This window comes from Vibrio sp. J2-3(2022) (assembly GCF_021725735.1).
GTDB lineage: Bacteria > Pseudomonadota > Gammaproteobacteria > Enterobacterales > Vibrionaceae > Vibrio > Vibrio diabolicus.
Genome location: NZ_JAKKCK010000001.1, coordinates 1,316,593 through 1,332,560, shown reverse-complemented (window position 1 = coordinate 1,332,560; position 15,968 = coordinate 1,316,593). Strand labels below are relative to the sequence as shown.

General features: G+C 44.7%; 16 protein-coding genes. 8 read left to right on the top strand and 8 right to left on the bottom strand.

Translation table 11 applies throughout. The features are described 5' to 3' along the window. The first annotated feature begins 555 nt into the window (after nucleotides 1-555). The 3 genes from malE (at nucleotide 556) to malG (ending at nucleotide 4,291) form a co-directional block, all read left to right on the top strand. Nucleotides 556-1,734, top strand: a complete 1,179-nt coding sequence (gene malE, locus L3V27_RS05790) for a maltose/maltodextrin ABC transporter substrate-binding protein MalE (RefSeq protein ID WP_005375272.1) — start codon at nucleotides 556-558, stop codon at nucleotides 1,732-1,734. A gap of 79 nt (nucleotides 1,735-1,813) precedes the next feature. Continuing rightward, nucleotides 1,814-3,388 (top strand): maltose ABC transporter permease MalF, encoded by a 1,575-nt coding sequence (gene malF, locus L3V27_RS05785; RefSeq protein ID WP_031780258.1) that lies wholly within the window; start codon nucleotides 1,814-1,816, stop codon nucleotides 3,386-3,388. 12 nt (nucleotides 3,389-3,400) lie between these two features. Then, entirely contained in the window at nucleotides 3,401-4,291 is an 891-nt protein-coding gene (gene malG, locus L3V27_RS05780) for a maltose ABC transporter permease MalG (protein ID WP_005375275.1), read from the top strand. Nucleotides 4,292-4,655: 364 nt separating this feature from the next. Here malG and L3V27_RS05775 read toward each other — a convergent pair whose 3' ends face one another. The 3 genes from L3V27_RS05775 to L3V27_RS05765 form a co-directional block, all read right to left on the bottom strand. Next, nucleotides 4,656-4,901, bottom strand: coding sequence for a hypothetical protein (locus tag L3V27_RS05775; protein WP_005375277.1), 246 nt, complete (start codon nucleotides 4,899-4,901; stop codon nucleotides 4,656-4,658). A gap of 171 nt (nucleotides 4,902-5,072) precedes the next feature. Further along, nucleotides 5,073-5,558 carry an acyl-CoA thioesterase gene (locus tag L3V27_RS05770; RefSeq protein WP_005392490.1) on the bottom strand — a complete coding sequence of 162 codons (486 nt, stop codon included), beginning with the start codon at nucleotides 5,556-5,558 and terminating at the stop codon, nucleotides 5,073-5,075. Between the two features lie 145 nt (nucleotides 5,559-5,703). Next, on the bottom strand, nucleotides 5,704-6,609 hold the full coding sequence (locus L3V27_RS05765; RefSeq protein WP_046873773.1) for a DMT family transporter: 906 nt from the start codon (nucleotides 6,607-6,609) through the stop codon (nucleotides 5,704-5,706). 98 nt (nucleotides 6,610-6,707) lie between these two features. Here L3V27_RS05765 and L3V27_RS05760 point away from each other — a divergent pair, with 98 nt between their 5' ends. Beyond that, nucleotides 6,708-7,496 (top strand): helix-turn-helix transcriptional regulator, encoded by a 789-nt coding sequence (locus L3V27_RS05760; RefSeq protein ID WP_048625321.1) that lies wholly within the window; start codon nucleotides 6,708-6,710, stop codon nucleotides 7,494-7,496. Here the strand turns inward: L3V27_RS05760 and L3V27_RS05755 are convergent. Next, a complete protein-coding gene (locus tag L3V27_RS05755; protein WP_150917767.1) occupies nucleotides 7,491-8,408 on the bottom strand; it encodes a M14 family metallocarboxypeptidase in 918 nt (305 codons plus the stop codon). The two genes, L3V27_RS05760 and L3V27_RS05755, sit on opposite strands and share 6 nt — an antisense overlap. Before the next feature lie 172 nt (nucleotides 8,409-8,580). On the opposite strand from L3V27_RS05755, the gene L3V27_RS05750 reads away from it, so the two are divergent. Then, nucleotides 8,581-9,486, top strand: coding sequence for a DUF808 domain-containing protein (locus tag L3V27_RS05750; protein ID WP_046873771.1), 906 nt, complete (start codon nucleotides 8,581-8,583; stop codon nucleotides 9,484-9,486). A 98-nt stretch (nucleotides 9,487-9,584) separates the two neighbouring features. Here the strand turns inward: L3V27_RS05750 and pyrC are convergent, their stop codons facing one another. After that, nucleotides 9,585-10,613 (bottom strand): dihydroorotase, encoded by a 1,029-nt coding sequence (pyrC, locus tag L3V27_RS05745; protein ID WP_237311266.1) that lies wholly within the window; start codon nucleotides 10,611-10,613, stop codon nucleotides 9,585-9,587. Between the two features lie 155 nt (nucleotides 10,614-10,768). Then, entirely contained in the window at nucleotides 10,769-10,933 is a 165-nt protein-coding gene (locus L3V27_RS05740; RefSeq protein WP_005375297.1) for a YqaE/Pmp3 family membrane protein, read from the bottom strand. Between the two features lie 267 nt (nucleotides 10,934-11,200). On the opposite strand from L3V27_RS05740, the gene L3V27_RS05735 reads away from it, so the two are divergent. Next, nucleotides 11,201-13,018: a hybrid-cluster NAD(P)-dependent oxidoreductase gene (locus tag L3V27_RS05735; protein ID WP_237311265.1), complete on the top strand. Its 1,818-nt coding sequence runs from the start codon at nucleotides 11,201-11,203 to the stop codon at nucleotides 13,016-13,018. 82 nt (nucleotides 13,019-13,100) lie between these two features. On the opposite strand, the gene nadE is transcribed toward L3V27_RS05735, so the two are convergent. Then, on the bottom strand, nucleotides 13,101-13,931 hold the full coding sequence (nadE, locus tag L3V27_RS05730) for an ammonia-dependent NAD(+) synthetase (RefSeq protein ID WP_237311264.1): 831 nt from the start codon (nucleotides 13,929-13,931) through the stop codon (nucleotides 13,101-13,103). Nucleotides 13,932-14,108: 177 nt separating this feature from the next. Between nadE and L3V27_RS05725 the strand changes: the two genes are divergently transcribed. Beyond that, on the top strand, nucleotides 14,109-14,642 hold the full coding sequence (locus L3V27_RS05725) for a nicotinate-nicotinamide nucleotide adenylyltransferase (RefSeq protein WP_048625315.1): 534 nt from the start codon (nucleotides 14,109-14,111) through the stop codon (nucleotides 14,640-14,642). Nucleotides 14,643-14,656: 14 nt separating this feature from the next. After that, nucleotides 14,657-15,139: a hypothetical protein gene (locus L3V27_RS05720; protein WP_006742203.1), complete on the top strand. Its 483-nt coding sequence runs from the start codon at nucleotides 14,657-14,659 to the stop codon at nucleotides 15,137-15,139. A 127-nt stretch (nucleotides 15,140-15,266) separates the two neighbouring features. On the opposite strand, the gene L3V27_RS05715 is transcribed toward L3V27_RS05720, so the two are convergent. Next, on the bottom strand, nucleotides 15,267-15,875 hold the full coding sequence (locus L3V27_RS05715) for a hypothetical protein (protein WP_047008435.1): 609 nt from the start codon (nucleotides 15,873-15,875) through the stop codon (nucleotides 15,267-15,269). Nucleotides 15,876-15,968: the final 93 nt, after the last annotated feature.

The window sequence follows — 15,968 nt, the reverse complement described above, 5'->3', positions numbered from 1 at the left end:
CACTTCAATAAAATGTCCTGAATAGAAGTGCTACCCATCATAGCCAAGTACGAGTTTCTCTCCCCCACATTATTCGTGTTGTCTCCCCCGTGAAATAATTACCACAAACAACACCAATAATGACATTCCACTCGTCTGGCAATGCAAAACCAGCAAATCTTTTTCCTAATACGTAGGCACTGCTGGGAAAGGGTTCTTACCATCCACTCTTGGATGACTGAAGTTTGTAAGATTGTGCGAGGTGCGACATCCTCCTAATAGAAATAATTGTAGGGGGAGTAGGTAGGGAGGAGTAAAAAAGGAGGAGGAATAAAGCAGTTGGTCGGAAATCACATTATTGCACCACCTAAAGTTGAAACCGATCACAGGAAGTATCTGTTTTGTGATTTGAGTCTCTTACCCTTGGCGATTTAGATCACGAAAATACGTCATAATTGTAAGGGCGTAGGGATTAGGAGGATGAGACATATTGGATTATTTCAGATGATATATGTCGAAATACGGCTGAACCTCAATGGACTAGCCCTACATCAAAAATATAAAAAGGATACGAACATGAAAAAGTTAAGCGCTGTAGCACTAGGTACTCTTGTTGCTTTGGGTTCTTTTGGTGCTAATGCTGCCATCGAAGAAGGACAACTTACTATCTGGATCAACGGCGACAAAGGTTACAACGGCCTTGCTGAAGTTGGTAAAAAATTCGAAGAAGATACTGGCATTAAAGTGACAGTGGCTCACCCAGATGGCCTTCAAGACAAATTCCCTCAAACTGCAGCGACTGGTGACGGTCCTGACATCGTATTCTGGGCTCACGACCGTTTCGGTGGTTACGCAGAAGCAGGCCTGCTAGCAGAAATTAAACCTTCTAAGAACATTCAAGAAGGTATTGTTGATTTCGCTTGGGATGCTGTACGTTACGATGGCAAATTGATCGGCTACCCAGTTGCGGTTGAGTCTCTATCTCTAATCTACAACAAAGACCTAGTTCCAAACCCACCGAAGTCTTGGGAAGAAGTTGCAGCGCTAGATGCAAAACTTAAAAAAGACGGCAAGTCTGCAATCATGTGGAACCTAAAAGAACCGTACTTCACTTGGCCACTAATGGCTGCTGATGGCGGCTACGCGTTCAAATACACTTCTGAAGGTTACGATGTTAAAGACGCTGGTATCGCGAAAGAAGGCGTTAAAGACGCAATGAGCTTCGTAAAAGGCTTGGTAGACAAAGGCGTGATCTCTGCAGATATGGACTACTCAGTATCTGAGTCTGCATTCAACCAAGGCAAGACAGCGATGACGATCAACGGTCCATGGTCTTGGGGCAACATCGAGAAGTCTGGCGTTAACTACGGCGTGACTACGCTACCTAAGTTCCAAGGTCAATCTTCTAAGCCATTCGTTGGTGTTCTAACGGCTGGTATCAGCACTGCGTCTCCAAACAAAGACCTAGCTGTTGAGTTCATTGAGAACTACCTACTAACAAACGACGGCCTACGTATGGTTAACAACGATAAGCCTCTAGGTGCGGTAGCGCTTAACTCGTTCCAACGTGAACTAGATTCAGATACTCGTATCGCTGCGACTATGGATAACGCGATGAACGGCGAAATTATGCCAAACATTCCTCAAATGAACGCATTCTGGGGCGCGGCTAAGAACGCAATCATCAACGTAGTTGATGGTCGTCAAACTGTCGATGCAGCATTGGCAGACGCAGAAAAACAAATGACTAAATAATTAAGTAAGACCTTTTTAAGGAGGAGGCAACTCCTCCTTACTTTTCTATATTTATTCTATATTCGCTAGCAGGTTCCCTATGCAGTCAGTTCAAGGTACAAATGCTATGACAGCACCAGAAGCCAGCCTTCCGAGCAGCAAAAAAGTGTTCATGAAATGGTCACTTTTAGGCACAGTCGGCATTATCAATGGCTACGCAACAATCCTTATGTATTCACGCGGTGAGATTGCGTTTGCACTACTTACGATCATTCTTACCGCTTTAGCGTTGTTCATCTTTGGTAGTAAAAAGACGTACGCACACCGTTACATCTACCCTGGTATCGCAGGGATGATCCTTTTCATTCTTTTCCCTCTGGCGTACACCATAGGTTTGGCGTTTACCAACTACAGCGCGAAAAACCAACTCTCTTTTGATCGTGCGCAGAGCGTACTTTTGGACAGAACTTATCAAAGTGGTGATAGCTACCCGTTCACTTTATATAAAACGGATCAAGGACATCAGCTTGTGGTTGAAAAAGATGGTGAGCTACTTGCTACGCCCACTTTTCAACTAGATAGCCTTTCAGCATCGGATCTTGACCTGTCGCCAATTGAAGAAGCTACGGGCGAGAAAGAATCAATCAAGACGATTGTTAAGAGCCGTAATACGTTGAGCAGTGTTGATTTGCATCTGCCGAGCGGTGAAGACATCCGCATGAGCGGGTTACGTAAGTTTGCGGCAGTTGTGCCTTTGTACACGCTGCAAGAAGACGGCGAAACGCTTTACAACAATCGTACTGAAGAGACGTTACGTCCAAATATGGAAGTAGGTTACTACCAACCTGTCGATGAAAACGGTCAGTTTGTTGGTAGCACAGTGTCTCCTGGCTTTGTGGTGAACATTGGCACACACAACTTTGAGCGTGTGTGGAAAGATGATGGCATCAAAGAGCCGTTTATCAGTATCTTTATCTGGACGATTGTGTTCTCAGCACTCACCGTACTATTTACGCTTGTAATTGGTCTTGTTCTAGCAAGTGTTGTTCAGTGGGAAGCATTAAAAGGCCGCTCGGTTTACCGACTCTTACTGATTCTGCCTTATGCGGTACCGGCGTTTATTTCTATCTTGATCTTTAAAGGTTTGTTTAACCAAAGCTTTGGTGAGATCAACATGCTTCTGGAAGGTTTGTTCGGTATTAGCCCAGCTTGGTTCTCAGACCCGTTCATGGCGAAAACCATGATCCTGATTGTGAACACGTGGCTTGGTTTCCCTTACATGATGATTCTATGTATGGGTCTACTAAAAGCGATTCCTGATGATTTATATGAAGCGTCAGCAATTGATGGTGCGAACTTTATTACTAACTTTACTCGTATCACGCTACCAATGATGTTGAAGCCGTTAACACCACTGTTGATTGCGAGCTTTGCCTTCAACTTCAACAACTTCGTGCTTATCCAGTTGTTGACAGGCGGTGGTCCAAACATGATTGGTACGTCAGAACCTGCGGGTTACACTGACCTATTGGTAAGTTACACCTACCGAATCGCATTCGAAGGTGCGGGCGGTCAAGACTTCGGTCTAGCAAGTGCAGTAGCAACACTTATCTTCCTATTGGTTGGCGCATTGGCACTTATCAACCTACGCGTAACTAAAGTAGCTCAGGACTAAGGAGAGATTACAATGGCAATGGTACAAGGTAAGTCATTAAAGTATCGTGTTTGGGCTACTCATATTGCGATGTGGGCATTCTTGGCACTGATTATTTTCCCTTTACTGATGATCATCGCGATTTCATTCCGTGAAGGTAACTTTGCAACGGGTAGCCTGATCCCAGACAACCCAACGCTTGATCACTGGAAATTGGCATTAGGTTTCTCGGTGACTAACCCAGACGGTACAGTTACACCGCCACCATTCCCAGTCATGACATGGCTGTGGAACTCAGTAAAAGTGGGTGGTATTTCTGCAATCCTAATCGTGGCGCTATCAACCACATCAGCTTATGCGTTTGCTCGTATGAAGTTCAAAGGTAAGAACACTATCCTAAAAGCGATGATGATCTTCCAAATGTTCCCTGCGGTATTGGCATTGGTTGCTCTATACGCGTTGTTCGACAAATTGGGTCAGTACATCCCATTCCTTGGTCTGAACACGCACGGCGGTCTGATATTCGCTTATTTAGGTGGTATCGCACTGCACGTTTGGACGATTAAAGGCTACTTCGAAAGTATTGACTCTTCGTTAGAAGAAGCGGCGGCACTAGATGGTGCGACACCATGGCAAGCATTCCGTTTGGTATTGCTTCCATTGTCTGTGCCAATCCTAGCGGTAGTATTCATCTTGTCGTTCATCATGGTAATTGGTGAAGTTCCTGTAGCATCACTACTACTTTCTGATGTAGACTCGTACACACTTGCAGTGGGTATGCAGCAATACCTATATCCACAAAATTACTTGTGGGGTGACTTTGCAGCAGCTGCTGTACTTTCAGCAGTGCCAATCACTGCCGTATTCTTACTTGCTCAACGCTGGTTGGTTGGTGGTCTAACCGCTGGTGGTGTGAAAGGATAATCTCTTGTGGTCTGAGATTGATAAGAATAACTAGAAAAGGGCGACCACATGGTCGCCCTTATACGTAGCACGGATATTACAATTTTGGTTTGGCCGCCGATCAGTAATATCTTGGCTTTTCTTGGCGTTACGCATAGCTGGCTGTTAGCTTAGTTCCTTACGATTCAATCACTAACAGTTTCTTGTAACCATAACCTGAGTTTAGACTCAGGTTTTTTTATACCTGTTAAATACAGTTGTTCAATAAGCAGATAAAGATTAGCGGCTTTGCAATGGATTACACAGGGCTAGGAGAATGCCCTGCGTAGCACTTCACATAAATAACCTTGAGTTCAGGTATCAGTAAAATTGAGGTAGGTAAGGATTAAAACTCTCGACTGGAGGGGGCACATCCAACGTATTGAAGCAGCGTGTATAAGCTTTCTTGCTGTAGTGCGACGCGACGAAATAAATTTGCAAAGGTGACATCACCGCCAAAGCAGGTTTGAATGTAATGGTTAATTTCTGTTTCGTTATACCCCTCGACGTACATGGTTCTTACCCACTGGTACTCGACCGCTTTTAAATTGGTCAACGTCTCTTCACTTAAGGTCGTTTCTTTTAGTCTCAAGATCCAAACTCTATCCAACTCCAAAATAGTGGAAGGATTTAAGCAAAGCTAGGTGAAGGATTTATGACAGAGGAGGCCGAGTGTGAAGCAAATGGCAAAACCATGATGTTGCTCCACACTCTGGTTATAAGTAACGTTGAGGTAGTCAATAGCGTTCTTAACGGATGTAGGTTACTTGAGATACTTTACGTGCGCTTCCATCTCTTCCCCGATTTCTTTGCGCATGTTCATAAGGCGGATCGCGGATTGCTCCAAGGCTTTATCTTCATCAGATTCTGGAACCCATTTCGGCACGTCGGTTGGTTTTCCGTTCTCATCTACAGCAACCATAATAACGATACAGTGGGTGGTGAGTCTGTTTTTCATTTGTTTTGGGTCACTGGCTTGCACGTCAATCGCGATGTGCATTGAGCTTCGTCCGGTATAAATGACTTTCGCGCTAACTTCGACTAAGTTGCCGACATGAATCGGCGCAACAAAACGAATACCACCTGCGTATGCAGTAATGCAATATTTGCCACTCCACGCTGCAGAGCAGGCGTAGGCTGCTAAGTCGATCCATTTCATTACGGCGCCGCCGTGCACTTTTCCGCCGAAATTGACGTCACTGGGTTCTGCTAAAAAGCGAAGGGTAATGTCTCTTTGACCACTGCTCATCTGTCTTTCCTTGATGGGTTATTGTTTTCCCAATTTAGCAGCAAGATGAATTTTCGGGAATAGAGAATGAAACAAAATATTAACTTTTATTCGAACGCTGAAAACAAAAAGCCACAGCGTAGTTCTGTGGCTTGGGGAACTGGGATTAATTGGCGGTGGAGGCAATCTCGGAATTGGGCAATGGCTTTCTGTGTCGTATTTTTATTTGCGACAGGATAACGCCAGAGATGACTAACAGCCCGCCAATAATGTGGTAAGCGTAAATTTTCTCACCAATCAACGTTGAAGCAAGTACGACAGAAACCACGGGCATTAAGTTCATGAACATGGCACTTGAATCAGCGCCAATTGAATCAATCGCTTTCACCCACATTAACGGCGCAAAAATGGAAGCCGCAATGCCAGCATAGGCGATTAATGGTAGCGCGTCTTGGCTTGGTAACAGTTGCTCACTAGAGAGCCAAAGTGGTGTAAGCATCACAACCGAGAAGAAGCCTTGCATGTAAACCAGAGTCAAACTACTGAAAGGCATCTTCCAGCGTTTTAGCAGCACGCAATAAGCCGCGTATACCATGGCTGCAATCAGCATAAGGCTATCACCTTGGGTCATGTCTTGATGTAAAAAGTAGGTGATATCACCATGACCAAGCATAAACGCCAAGCCGCCGAGCGAAATCACACCACCGACGATACTTAACATTGATACAGACTTGCCTAACAGAGGAACACTTAAAAACACACTGATCAAAGGAACCAAAGAGGTAATCAGTGCCATGTTGGAAGCCGTTGTCGTTAAACCAGCGTAGTAGCCAAGTGATTGGTTGAGCACCATACCAAGTAACGCAAGAAACGCCAACTTAGCTAAGTAAGGTCGAATAATGTGTCGTTGTTTGATGATCGCAGGCAGACAAAATGGAGTTAGAAGTACCATTGCGACAAACCAACGATAGAAACTCATCGCACTTGGTTCAATGGCGCTTGCTGCCATCTTATTCACAATTGAGTTACCACCCCAAATCATAACGGTGAAAAACGGAAGTAAATAAATCATGAGAACCCTATAGCACAATTATTGATGGCGCTAGTCTGGCAGGTCTTTATAATAAAAAGTATCTCTTAAAAGACATCGTAAGCGATAGGAAGACAATTTTGAAAAAGAGCGCCAGAAATCTTCATCCCTCATTATCAATCGACCGCGCACCATCGGATGTATTTATGAATTTTGAAGCCTTTCTCTCTAATACAGAAACACGAATTCATAGCCATCCTTGGGGGCAAGTGCAGCTGATCAGCGGTGGGATCCTAGAGATGGATGCAGAAGATACAAGATTTCTAGCGCCTCCGCATCTTGCAATTTGGGTTCCTGCTGGAATCCGTCATACTAGTTACAACCGTAAACCTATCGAATATTGTTCTTTGAACATTGCCCCTGAATTGACGGCGCACTTTCCTACCAAAACGAGTCTGATCAAAGTGACTCCAATCGTGTCGTCAATTATTGAGGACTTTCGTCAACGAGACATTAACGTGGCGCAAAGTGATGAAGACAAGCGCTTGGTACAAGTGTTATTAGACCAGCTCGCAAAGCAAGAAGTGGAACACCACTTTTTACCGACAACCGACAATAAGTATCTTGAACCAATCTTAAAAGCAGTAGAAGAATCGCCGACGGATGAGATCAGTTTGGCGGAGTGGGCGGAAAAAGTGCATACCACAGAACGCACGTTGGCGAGACACTGCCAGAGTGAGTTGGGCATGAGCTTTACTGAGTGGCGTTTACGTGTACGCTATTTGCATTCTATGGAGTTGCTGCGTAAAGGGCAGACCGTGAAAGAAGTCGCGTTGACGTTAGGTTATAACCAAGCTAGTCCTTTTATCGCGATGTTTAAGAAATACTCCGGCATGACACCGGAGCAATATAAGAACCGCTTATTATAACTGAGCCAGAACGTAATTCAGACCACCGACCACGGCTGCAACTTGCGCATCGTTGCACTCTTCGTCGGTCACCGTTGGGCTGTCTGGGTACACTTCCGTTGTCGTGCCGTAAACGCAATTTGTTACGCCGCCACACAGACCCAGCTTCACCATTGGGTAGTTGATAACGCCAAACTGTACGACTGGTGAACCAATGATTTCGCCATTTTCATCTGCAGGTGCAATGTGAGTCACTTTCGCAACCGATTCAATCACCGCTTTTTGAAACTCGGGTTGAGGATTTTCACTATCTCCAACTGTGTAAAAACCGTCTGGGATCATGCCCTCGATGTACTCAATGCCATCACGAGCGGCAAGCGCAGGACGGAACTCTGTTTCATCGGAGTCTGTCGTCTCGTGCAAATCAATGTGCATTAATACATCGCCTAATGTCGCAACGAGCTTCATGAGGTTGGCGGATTCTTCGGCGGGGCTATCCTTATAGAAAGAGCGGTTTGGATCAATCGCGTTTGGATTCCAGCGGTTGATCACCTCGTAACCCCAAGGGCTTACGCAGGGTGCAACGACAATATTGAAATGCTCTGCATAGCGCTCTGCTTCCGTTTCTACAAACTTTAATGCGCCATGTACACCGCTGGTTTCGTAACCGTGTACGCCGCCTGTGACCAACACAATAGGCTTCGTTGAATCCCAATTGCGTGTTTTGATACAAAATAGAGGGAAACGTGCCTCGTTGTATGAGAGCGCACCGTATTGTTCAACATCAAAACGCTCGCGTAGGGCATCGATTTTACTGACGACTTCATCTTGGTAGCTACGTTTTACTTCTTGCGTTGCTAACCAAGCTTTACGTTCTTCTTCGCTCCAAGGTTGGCCAGGGGTACCGATTGGGTAAATGTATCCACTTTTCATCTATACTTTTTCTTTTGACTGCTGAAAGGTATCACAAGACTAGACCTGTCTTATCTTAACGGCAATATAAAACACCATTTGGGATAGTATTCTTTGCAAAATCATCACTTTGATGAGTGATTTATTGGTGTTACATTTTGTTACTTACTCAATTTCATATAAGAGACAAAAAATGGCTGGAGCAAGTTTACTCACACTGTTGGATGATATTGCCACGGTACTCGACGATGTCGCCTTAATGTCGAAAATGGCGGCAAAGAAAACCGCAGGTGTGTTGGGTGATGACCTAGCGTTAAACGCTCAACAAGTGTCTGGTGTTGCATCTGAGCGAGAAATTCCAGTGGTTTGGGCGGTTGCGAAAGGCTCGTTCAAAAACAAATTGATTTTAGTTCCTTCAGCATTGCTAATTAGCGCGATTATTCCATGGCTTATCATGCCACTATTGCTAATTGGCGGCTTGTTTCTCTGCTTTGAAGGGGCAGAAAAGGTGCTTGAGAAAGTCTTCCCTCACTCCCATCCGCACGAAGAAAAAGAAGAGTTAGTTAATACTGGCGAGTCGATAGAAGAGTATGAAAAACGCAAAGTTGCTGGTGCGATTCGAACGGACTTTATTCTTTCAGCGGAAATCATTGTGATTGCGTTAGGTACCGTGACTGGGGCGAGCCTTGTGACGCAAATCTTAGTGGTGAGCTTAATTGCAGTCATCATGACCATTGGTGTTTATGGCTTAGTAGCAGGCATCGTGAAATTGGATGACTTGGGCTTCTACCTTGAAATTCGCTCAAAAGGTAAGGGCTGGATGGCGAAAGTCGGCAGTGCTTTAGTTGCTTTTGCACCAAAGCTGATGAAGTTGTTAACGATTGTGGGTACTGCCGCGATGTTTTTAGTCGGTGGGGGGATTGTAGTGCACAACGTGCCTGCCATTCATCACTTTGTAGAGCCGATTATTATGAACTTTAGTGGTCATTCGGTTGCTACAGCGATTCTGCCTATTTTGCTTAACGGCATTATCGGCTTTGTGGCGGGTTTGATTGTGGTTGCTGTGTGGACTGCTGTAGAAAAAATTCGCGGCCACTAATAATCACAGCTCAAAACAAGACAAGAACAACAAGGGTCATGACTTCTTTTCACAGAAAGGCATGACCCTCTTTTATGGATGGAACGTCAGTAAAGTACTTACTTCACTTTCCATTCGATCTGTTCATTTGCTCGAATAGGCACAACGATATCATTGCCAAATGGCATCGTTTCCGGCACATCCCAAGCGGATTTTTCTAACGTTACCGTATCTGTGTTGCGCGCAATGCCGTAAAAATCAGGACCATTGAAGCTTGCAAACGCTTCCAAGTTTTCCAGCTTGCCTTCATTCTCGAATACTTCTGCATAAAGCTCTAGCGCTGCGTGTGCGGTGTAAGAACCAGCACAACCGCAAGCTGACTCTTTTGCCCCTTTCGCATGTGGTGCCGAGTCTGTACCTAGGAAAAACTTCTTGCTACCACTAGTTGCTGCTTCGATCAGCGCTTGCTGGTGGGTTCCGCGCTTAAGAATTGGCAAACAGTAGAAATGAGGTTTAATACCACCCACAAGCATATGGTTACGGTTGAAAAGAAGATGGTGAGCAGTGATGGTAGCAGCTACGTTATCTGAGGCGTTATTAACGAAGTTTGCTGCGTCGGCGGTAGTGATGTGTTCTAGAACGATTTTAAGATTAGGGAAGTCATTGACGATAGGAGCGAGGACAGTATCAAGGAATTCTTTCTCTCGGTCGAAGATATCAACATCGTGATGTGTTACTTCGCCATGAACCAAAAGTAACATTCCGACTTCTTCCATCGCTTCGAGAACGTGGTAAATGTTCTTCGCATTGGTCACACCGGAATCTGAGTTTGTGGTAGCTCCAGCAGGATAAAGCTTGGCAGCAACAATGTTTCCGGTGGCTTTAGCCTTACGTATTTCATCTGGTGTGGTGTTGTCTGTGAGGTAAAGCGCCATCAAAGGTTCAAACTGTTCGCCATGTTGCTCTTTTAGAATTCGGTCACGGTAGGCTAGGGCGAGCTCAGTTGTAGTAACTGGTGGGACGGTATTTGGCATGATCAGCGCACGGCCATTGTAGCGGCTGATGTCGCGAACGGTGTCTTTAAGAACTTCCCCATCGCGTAAGTGAACGTGCCAGTCGTCAGGACGAGTGATTGTCAGTGTTGTCATTAATTGCTCCCACCATTGAAAAGTTGTCTGATTGGAGCCCAAGCGCCGTATTTGCTTTTGAGCAAACGCTTGCGCTTAGGCGACAGGATGATAGAGGAATTGCCCTCACATTTCATCCCATTTTTCACTTTTCTACAGAGTGAGAGTGTAAGTGATTACTTCATTGTTAACCAAAGCGCGTGGATCGTACCCGGCAGAAAGAAGAAACACGTCAATATTAGGTTAATCAAAAAGTCTTTATTTAGACCTTTCTCCATAAACACCGCGACAGGCGGAAGAAAGATACATAACAAAATCAGAACCAGTTTTCTTGTATCCATAATTAAGCTCCAAATCGATAAATGGGAGTAGTGATAACTTGGGTGAATTATGTGTGTCGTATCACACTTTATCAAACGGTATTTGGTCAGAACGGTGTTAAAAAACGCGAATATTGAGTGTAGTAAATACTTGTCACTAAAACCAAATTTATAAGAATATGGTTTCGAGAAAGTTGCGATGGATGAAGAGGCAGTAGACTCTGCAACTTAATGTGATTTGAGTATACAATACCGCAACAAATAAAAAACACCCGTAGGAAGAAGGCCATGTCGCAACCCGTTTTATCCCAAATTAATGTTTTTCCGGTTAAGTCAGTTGGCGGATTATCGCTGTCATCCGTATGGGTTGAGAAGCAAGGATTGAGCTTCGATCGTCGTTTTATGATTGCGAAAGCTGATGGCGCTATGATTACCGCGAGAAAGTATCCGCAAATGGTAACCATTAAGTCCGCCTTATTATCCGATGGAGTGGTGTTTAGCAGTTTGGGGATGGAGCCGCTTAAAATCCGTTACCAAGATTTCAAAATGCAGGAGACACCTGCAACGGTTTGGAAAGATACGTTTACTGCCTATACCACGACAGATGATGCAGATGACTGGTTTAGTCGTGTGTTGGGGCAGCGCGTTGAGTTGTTGTTTAGTGGTGAGCAATCGAATCGTGTCCGTGAAAAGCTAGGTCAAAACGTCAGTTTTGCTGATGGTTATCCGGTTTTAGTGATCAGCCAAGCTTCACTTGATGAGCTGAACCGAAGAAGTTCAGAGCTACATTCAATGGATCAGTTTCGTACTAACTTAGTTGTCTCTGATACTAAGCCGTTTGAAGAAGATTCATGGAAGCGCATACGAATCGGTGAGGTAGAGTTTGAGTCTCTCAAACCTTGCGAGCGCTGTATCCTGACTACGGTGAATACCCAAAGAGGCACATTCCGTGAGAGCAAAGAGCCGCTCAAAACCTTGCAACAGTTCCGTGCAAACGATGTCGGTGGTGTGTTCTTTGGCCAGAATCTTGTCGCGCGAAATGAAGGCATTATTCGTCAAGGCGATAAAGTTGAAGTATTGGAGTACAAAGAGCCGGAGTTTTACGCAGATAACTCGCCAGTGCGCATGACGTTAACATGTGTTGAGCGTGAAGAAATCGCCCAAGACTTCGTGACCTTATGGTTAGAACCAAACAAAGGTTCTTTACCTAATTACTTGCCAGGACAACACCTGCCAATAGAAGTGAATATTGATGGTAAGAAAGTAGGTCGACGCTATACGCTATCATCCAGTCCGTCTCGTCCGGGTCGCTATGCTATTTCTGTTAAGCGTATTGCAGGTGGAAGAGTCTCTAATTCGCTCTTAGACAATTTACAAGTCGGTGATGTTTTAGAGGCAGAACAACCTGATGGCCAGTTCCACCTAAAAACTCATGAAGCGCAGCCTCTATTGTTACTCTCTGCAGGCAGTGGAGTAACACCAATGCTATCGATGGTACGTTACTTAGCGGATCACAATCAGTTGGAGAACGTGGTTTTCTACCATCAATGTCGTACCGAAAATGATATTCCTTGTCGCTCTGAGTTGGAGCAGTTAAAGCGTAAGCACCCGGGGTTAGAAGTGAAAATCTGCTTGACGCAGCCTGCCGTTGATTGGTTTGGGTTAAAAGGGCGTTTAAGTTTGTCACACATTAAGCAAATCAAAGATATTGAACAGCGCCAAGTGTTTGTGTGTGGTCCTGATGGTTTTATGGAGAAAGCGAAAAATCTCCTACTAAGAAAAGGGCTGCCAGAAGAAAACTACCATCAAGAAGCGTTTGGCGTATCTTCAGTCACTTCAAGACCAGAGAAGAGCATAGCGATCGATTTTAATGGGACGAAAGTTGTAGGGAATAATCAGAAAACGTTGTTAGATCAGCTTGAAGACGCAGGGAAGGTTGTTAGCAATAGCTGCCGTGCTGGCTTATGCGGCGCGTGTAAGGTTCAGCTTACGTCGGGTCAAGTACATCATCCGGACGTGCCTGCGTTGACAGATGAGGAACGTGTGATGGGAACCGTATTGGCGTGTTGTGCTGTTCCAGAGACGGACGTGACGGTAACAAACTAAGCGAGAAGGCTCCCCGGTTCTCAATAAAAACGCTGCTAACTTTAGCAGCGTTTTGAGTTTAAAAGTGAACGGAAAATATCGCTTAGTCGTAAATCGTCGGGATTGGCTGACGTTTGTGCTGCGTTGCTTTGTAAATCGCTACCAGACGATCACTCACTTGCTGCGGAACGGGTTTGCCTTCTAAGAAGTCATCGATCTGTTCATAAGTTAAGTGCAGAGCATCTTCATCTGCTTTTTGCGGCTCTAGTTCTTCTAGATCTGCCGTTGGTACTTTCTTAACAAGTAGTTCTGGTGCGCCTAATGTTGCAGCCAACTCGCGGACTTGACGCTTGCTTAAACCAAATAGAGGGGCAAGGTCGCACGCGCCGTCACCAAACTTAGTGTAAAAACCGGTGATGTTCTCTGCTGAGTGGTCTGTTCCCAATACTAAGCCGCCAACGTAACCAGCGATTTCATATTGTGCAATCATACGAGCTCGCGCTTTTACGTTACCTTTTACGAAATCAATTTTGTCGGCTTCAGTCGGAAGCAGGCCCGTCCCTTGCAACGCGGTATCAGTCGCCGCATGCAAACCGTCAACACCATCTTTAATGTTCACAGACACAGAGTGTGTTGGCTTGATGAAAGAGAGTGCCAGTTGCGCTTCATCTTCATCTTTTTGCTCACCGTAAGGCAGACGTACTGCGATAAACTGATATTTGTCAGTACCAGATTCCGCATTCAATTGTTCTACTGCAAGCTGGGCAAGGCGACCTAACGTGGTTGAGTCAACACCGCCACTAATGCCAAGCACCAGTGACTTACAACCTGCTTCTTGTAGCTTACGCTTAATAAAAGCAATACGGCGTTCAATTTCAAAATGCGGATCAATTGAAGGGAGTACACGCATTTCATCACGGATGGATTGTTCCATTTAGGGTTCCTTTTCCTGCAAATATTTCAGACACCAAAGCCTGCTTGCTCAAATGGTGATAAACCATGCAATTGAGACTGATAAACACGACTTTAGGGTCAAAAGCTGTAAAGATTAGTAGTATCATACCGAAATCATCAGATTAGAAAACTCTCTTCAACCAGGTAATCACCGGATATGAAAAAAATCGCCATTTTTGGTAGTGCATTTAACCCACCTAGTTTAGGGCACAAAAGTGTTATTGAGTCATTGAGCCACTTTGACCTTGTGCTACTTGAACCTAGCATTGCACACGCTTGGGGCAAGAATATGCTCGATTACCCAACTCGGTGCAAAATGGTTGATGCATTCATCAAAGATATGGGGCTTTCTAATGTTCGGCGTTCTGATGCAGAGCAAGCTTTGTACCAACCCGGACAAAGTGTGACAACCTATGCGTTGTTAGAAAAAATTCAAGAAATCTACCCAACAGCCGATATAACTTTTGTCATAGGTCCTGATAATTTCTTCAAATTTGCTAAATTTAGTAGAGCAGAAGAGATTATGGAACGTTGGACTGTTATGGCGTGCCCTGAAAAAGTAAAAGTCAGAAGCACGGATATACGTAACGCATTGGTTACGGGTGAAGACATAAACGCCTACACAACCCCGTCCGTCTGTGAATTGTTGCTTAACGAAGGCTTATACAAAGAAACATTATCTGGGAACTGAGAGGTCAGATTTTCATGGTCAGATTAGCCGTATTTAGTGCATGTGCGCTGCTTGTGGTCACACAAGCTCATTCTGCGTGTAACTATTTTTCTGATCGTTCTGTTGTGTTTGAAGATAACACCCTTCCTATCTGTGAAGAAATTTTAGATTCCATTGGCGTATTAAGTACGGATGCGTTGATTTGGTATGCTGCGGAAGCGAAATTCGAAGGGCCAACAGAAAACTATTGGGAAGAGTGGGCGATTAAGCCGGAAGACACACCACTCCTAACCCAAAATCTAGAAAAGAATTATTTTGGGCTTGGTTTTTGGATGCCGGAAGAGCTCCGAGACGAAGAGAGCAAAATGGACACAGAAGAGTGGCTCCGTAGTCATGGCCTGATGTTTAGCGTGGGTTTTGGTGATAAATCCGACGGACAGCCAAGAATGCGATTTGATTATCGTTGGCACGAATATTACGACGCTGACTGGATGATGCAGATTGAAGTTCCCTTCTAGTCACCTTGAGCGAAAATAAAAAGGGCGTACATCATCCATGTACGCCCTTTTTATTTTTATCTGAGTCTCTATTTTCTGCGCGCGTCACTCTGCGTAATACTGAAAAGATGGCTCGTTAGAATGCGAGTTATAGCGCTTCTCCAAAGACCAAAAAACAAAGTTGCTCATATTCTTCTGTGTTACCCGCAAAAAGCGTATCGACAATCTGCTCTTCTTTCTTTCCCGACAGCTTCATTTTTCTTGCTTCACGGAGTGTCAGTACCAAGCACAGCTCTTTAGAAATGTCCATGTCACAACCAGGCGTCCACTGATTGATGGTTTTTGTTAACGTTGAGTGCGCTAGTTTAGGGGAGAGAGTCAATACTTCATGTCTTACTACCGTCAGCAGATCGGTTTGCAGATCTGAGCGCTCGGCTGTTGTTGCTAGTTTCTCGACGAGGGCTTTTAGCAGTGGTGAAGGTTTCACAAACCCTGCTTGTTGTGAGAAGTCATCATTTAAACGCACAGAAAAATCACAACGATATACACGAGAATTAGGTAAAAAGGTGAGGGAGCTCAAACATCCTTGAGGAATCCAAAAATATTGGCCTGGTTCAATGGCATACTCCTGCTTACCCAATTTAATGACGGCTAACCCTTCGACGACAGACAGCAGACTGTGCTTCAGTGCTTTTTTGCGCGCAGCTACTTCAAGAAAGGGGTATTTAGCGTCGTGAAATTCAATTGCGTAGTTCATTATGAGTACCAGTGTTTTTTGGCGCTAAGGGTAACGTTAAACCTATACGATTCCAACCAGCTGAGAGAATTTTTTAGCATGAGAAATTGTAGC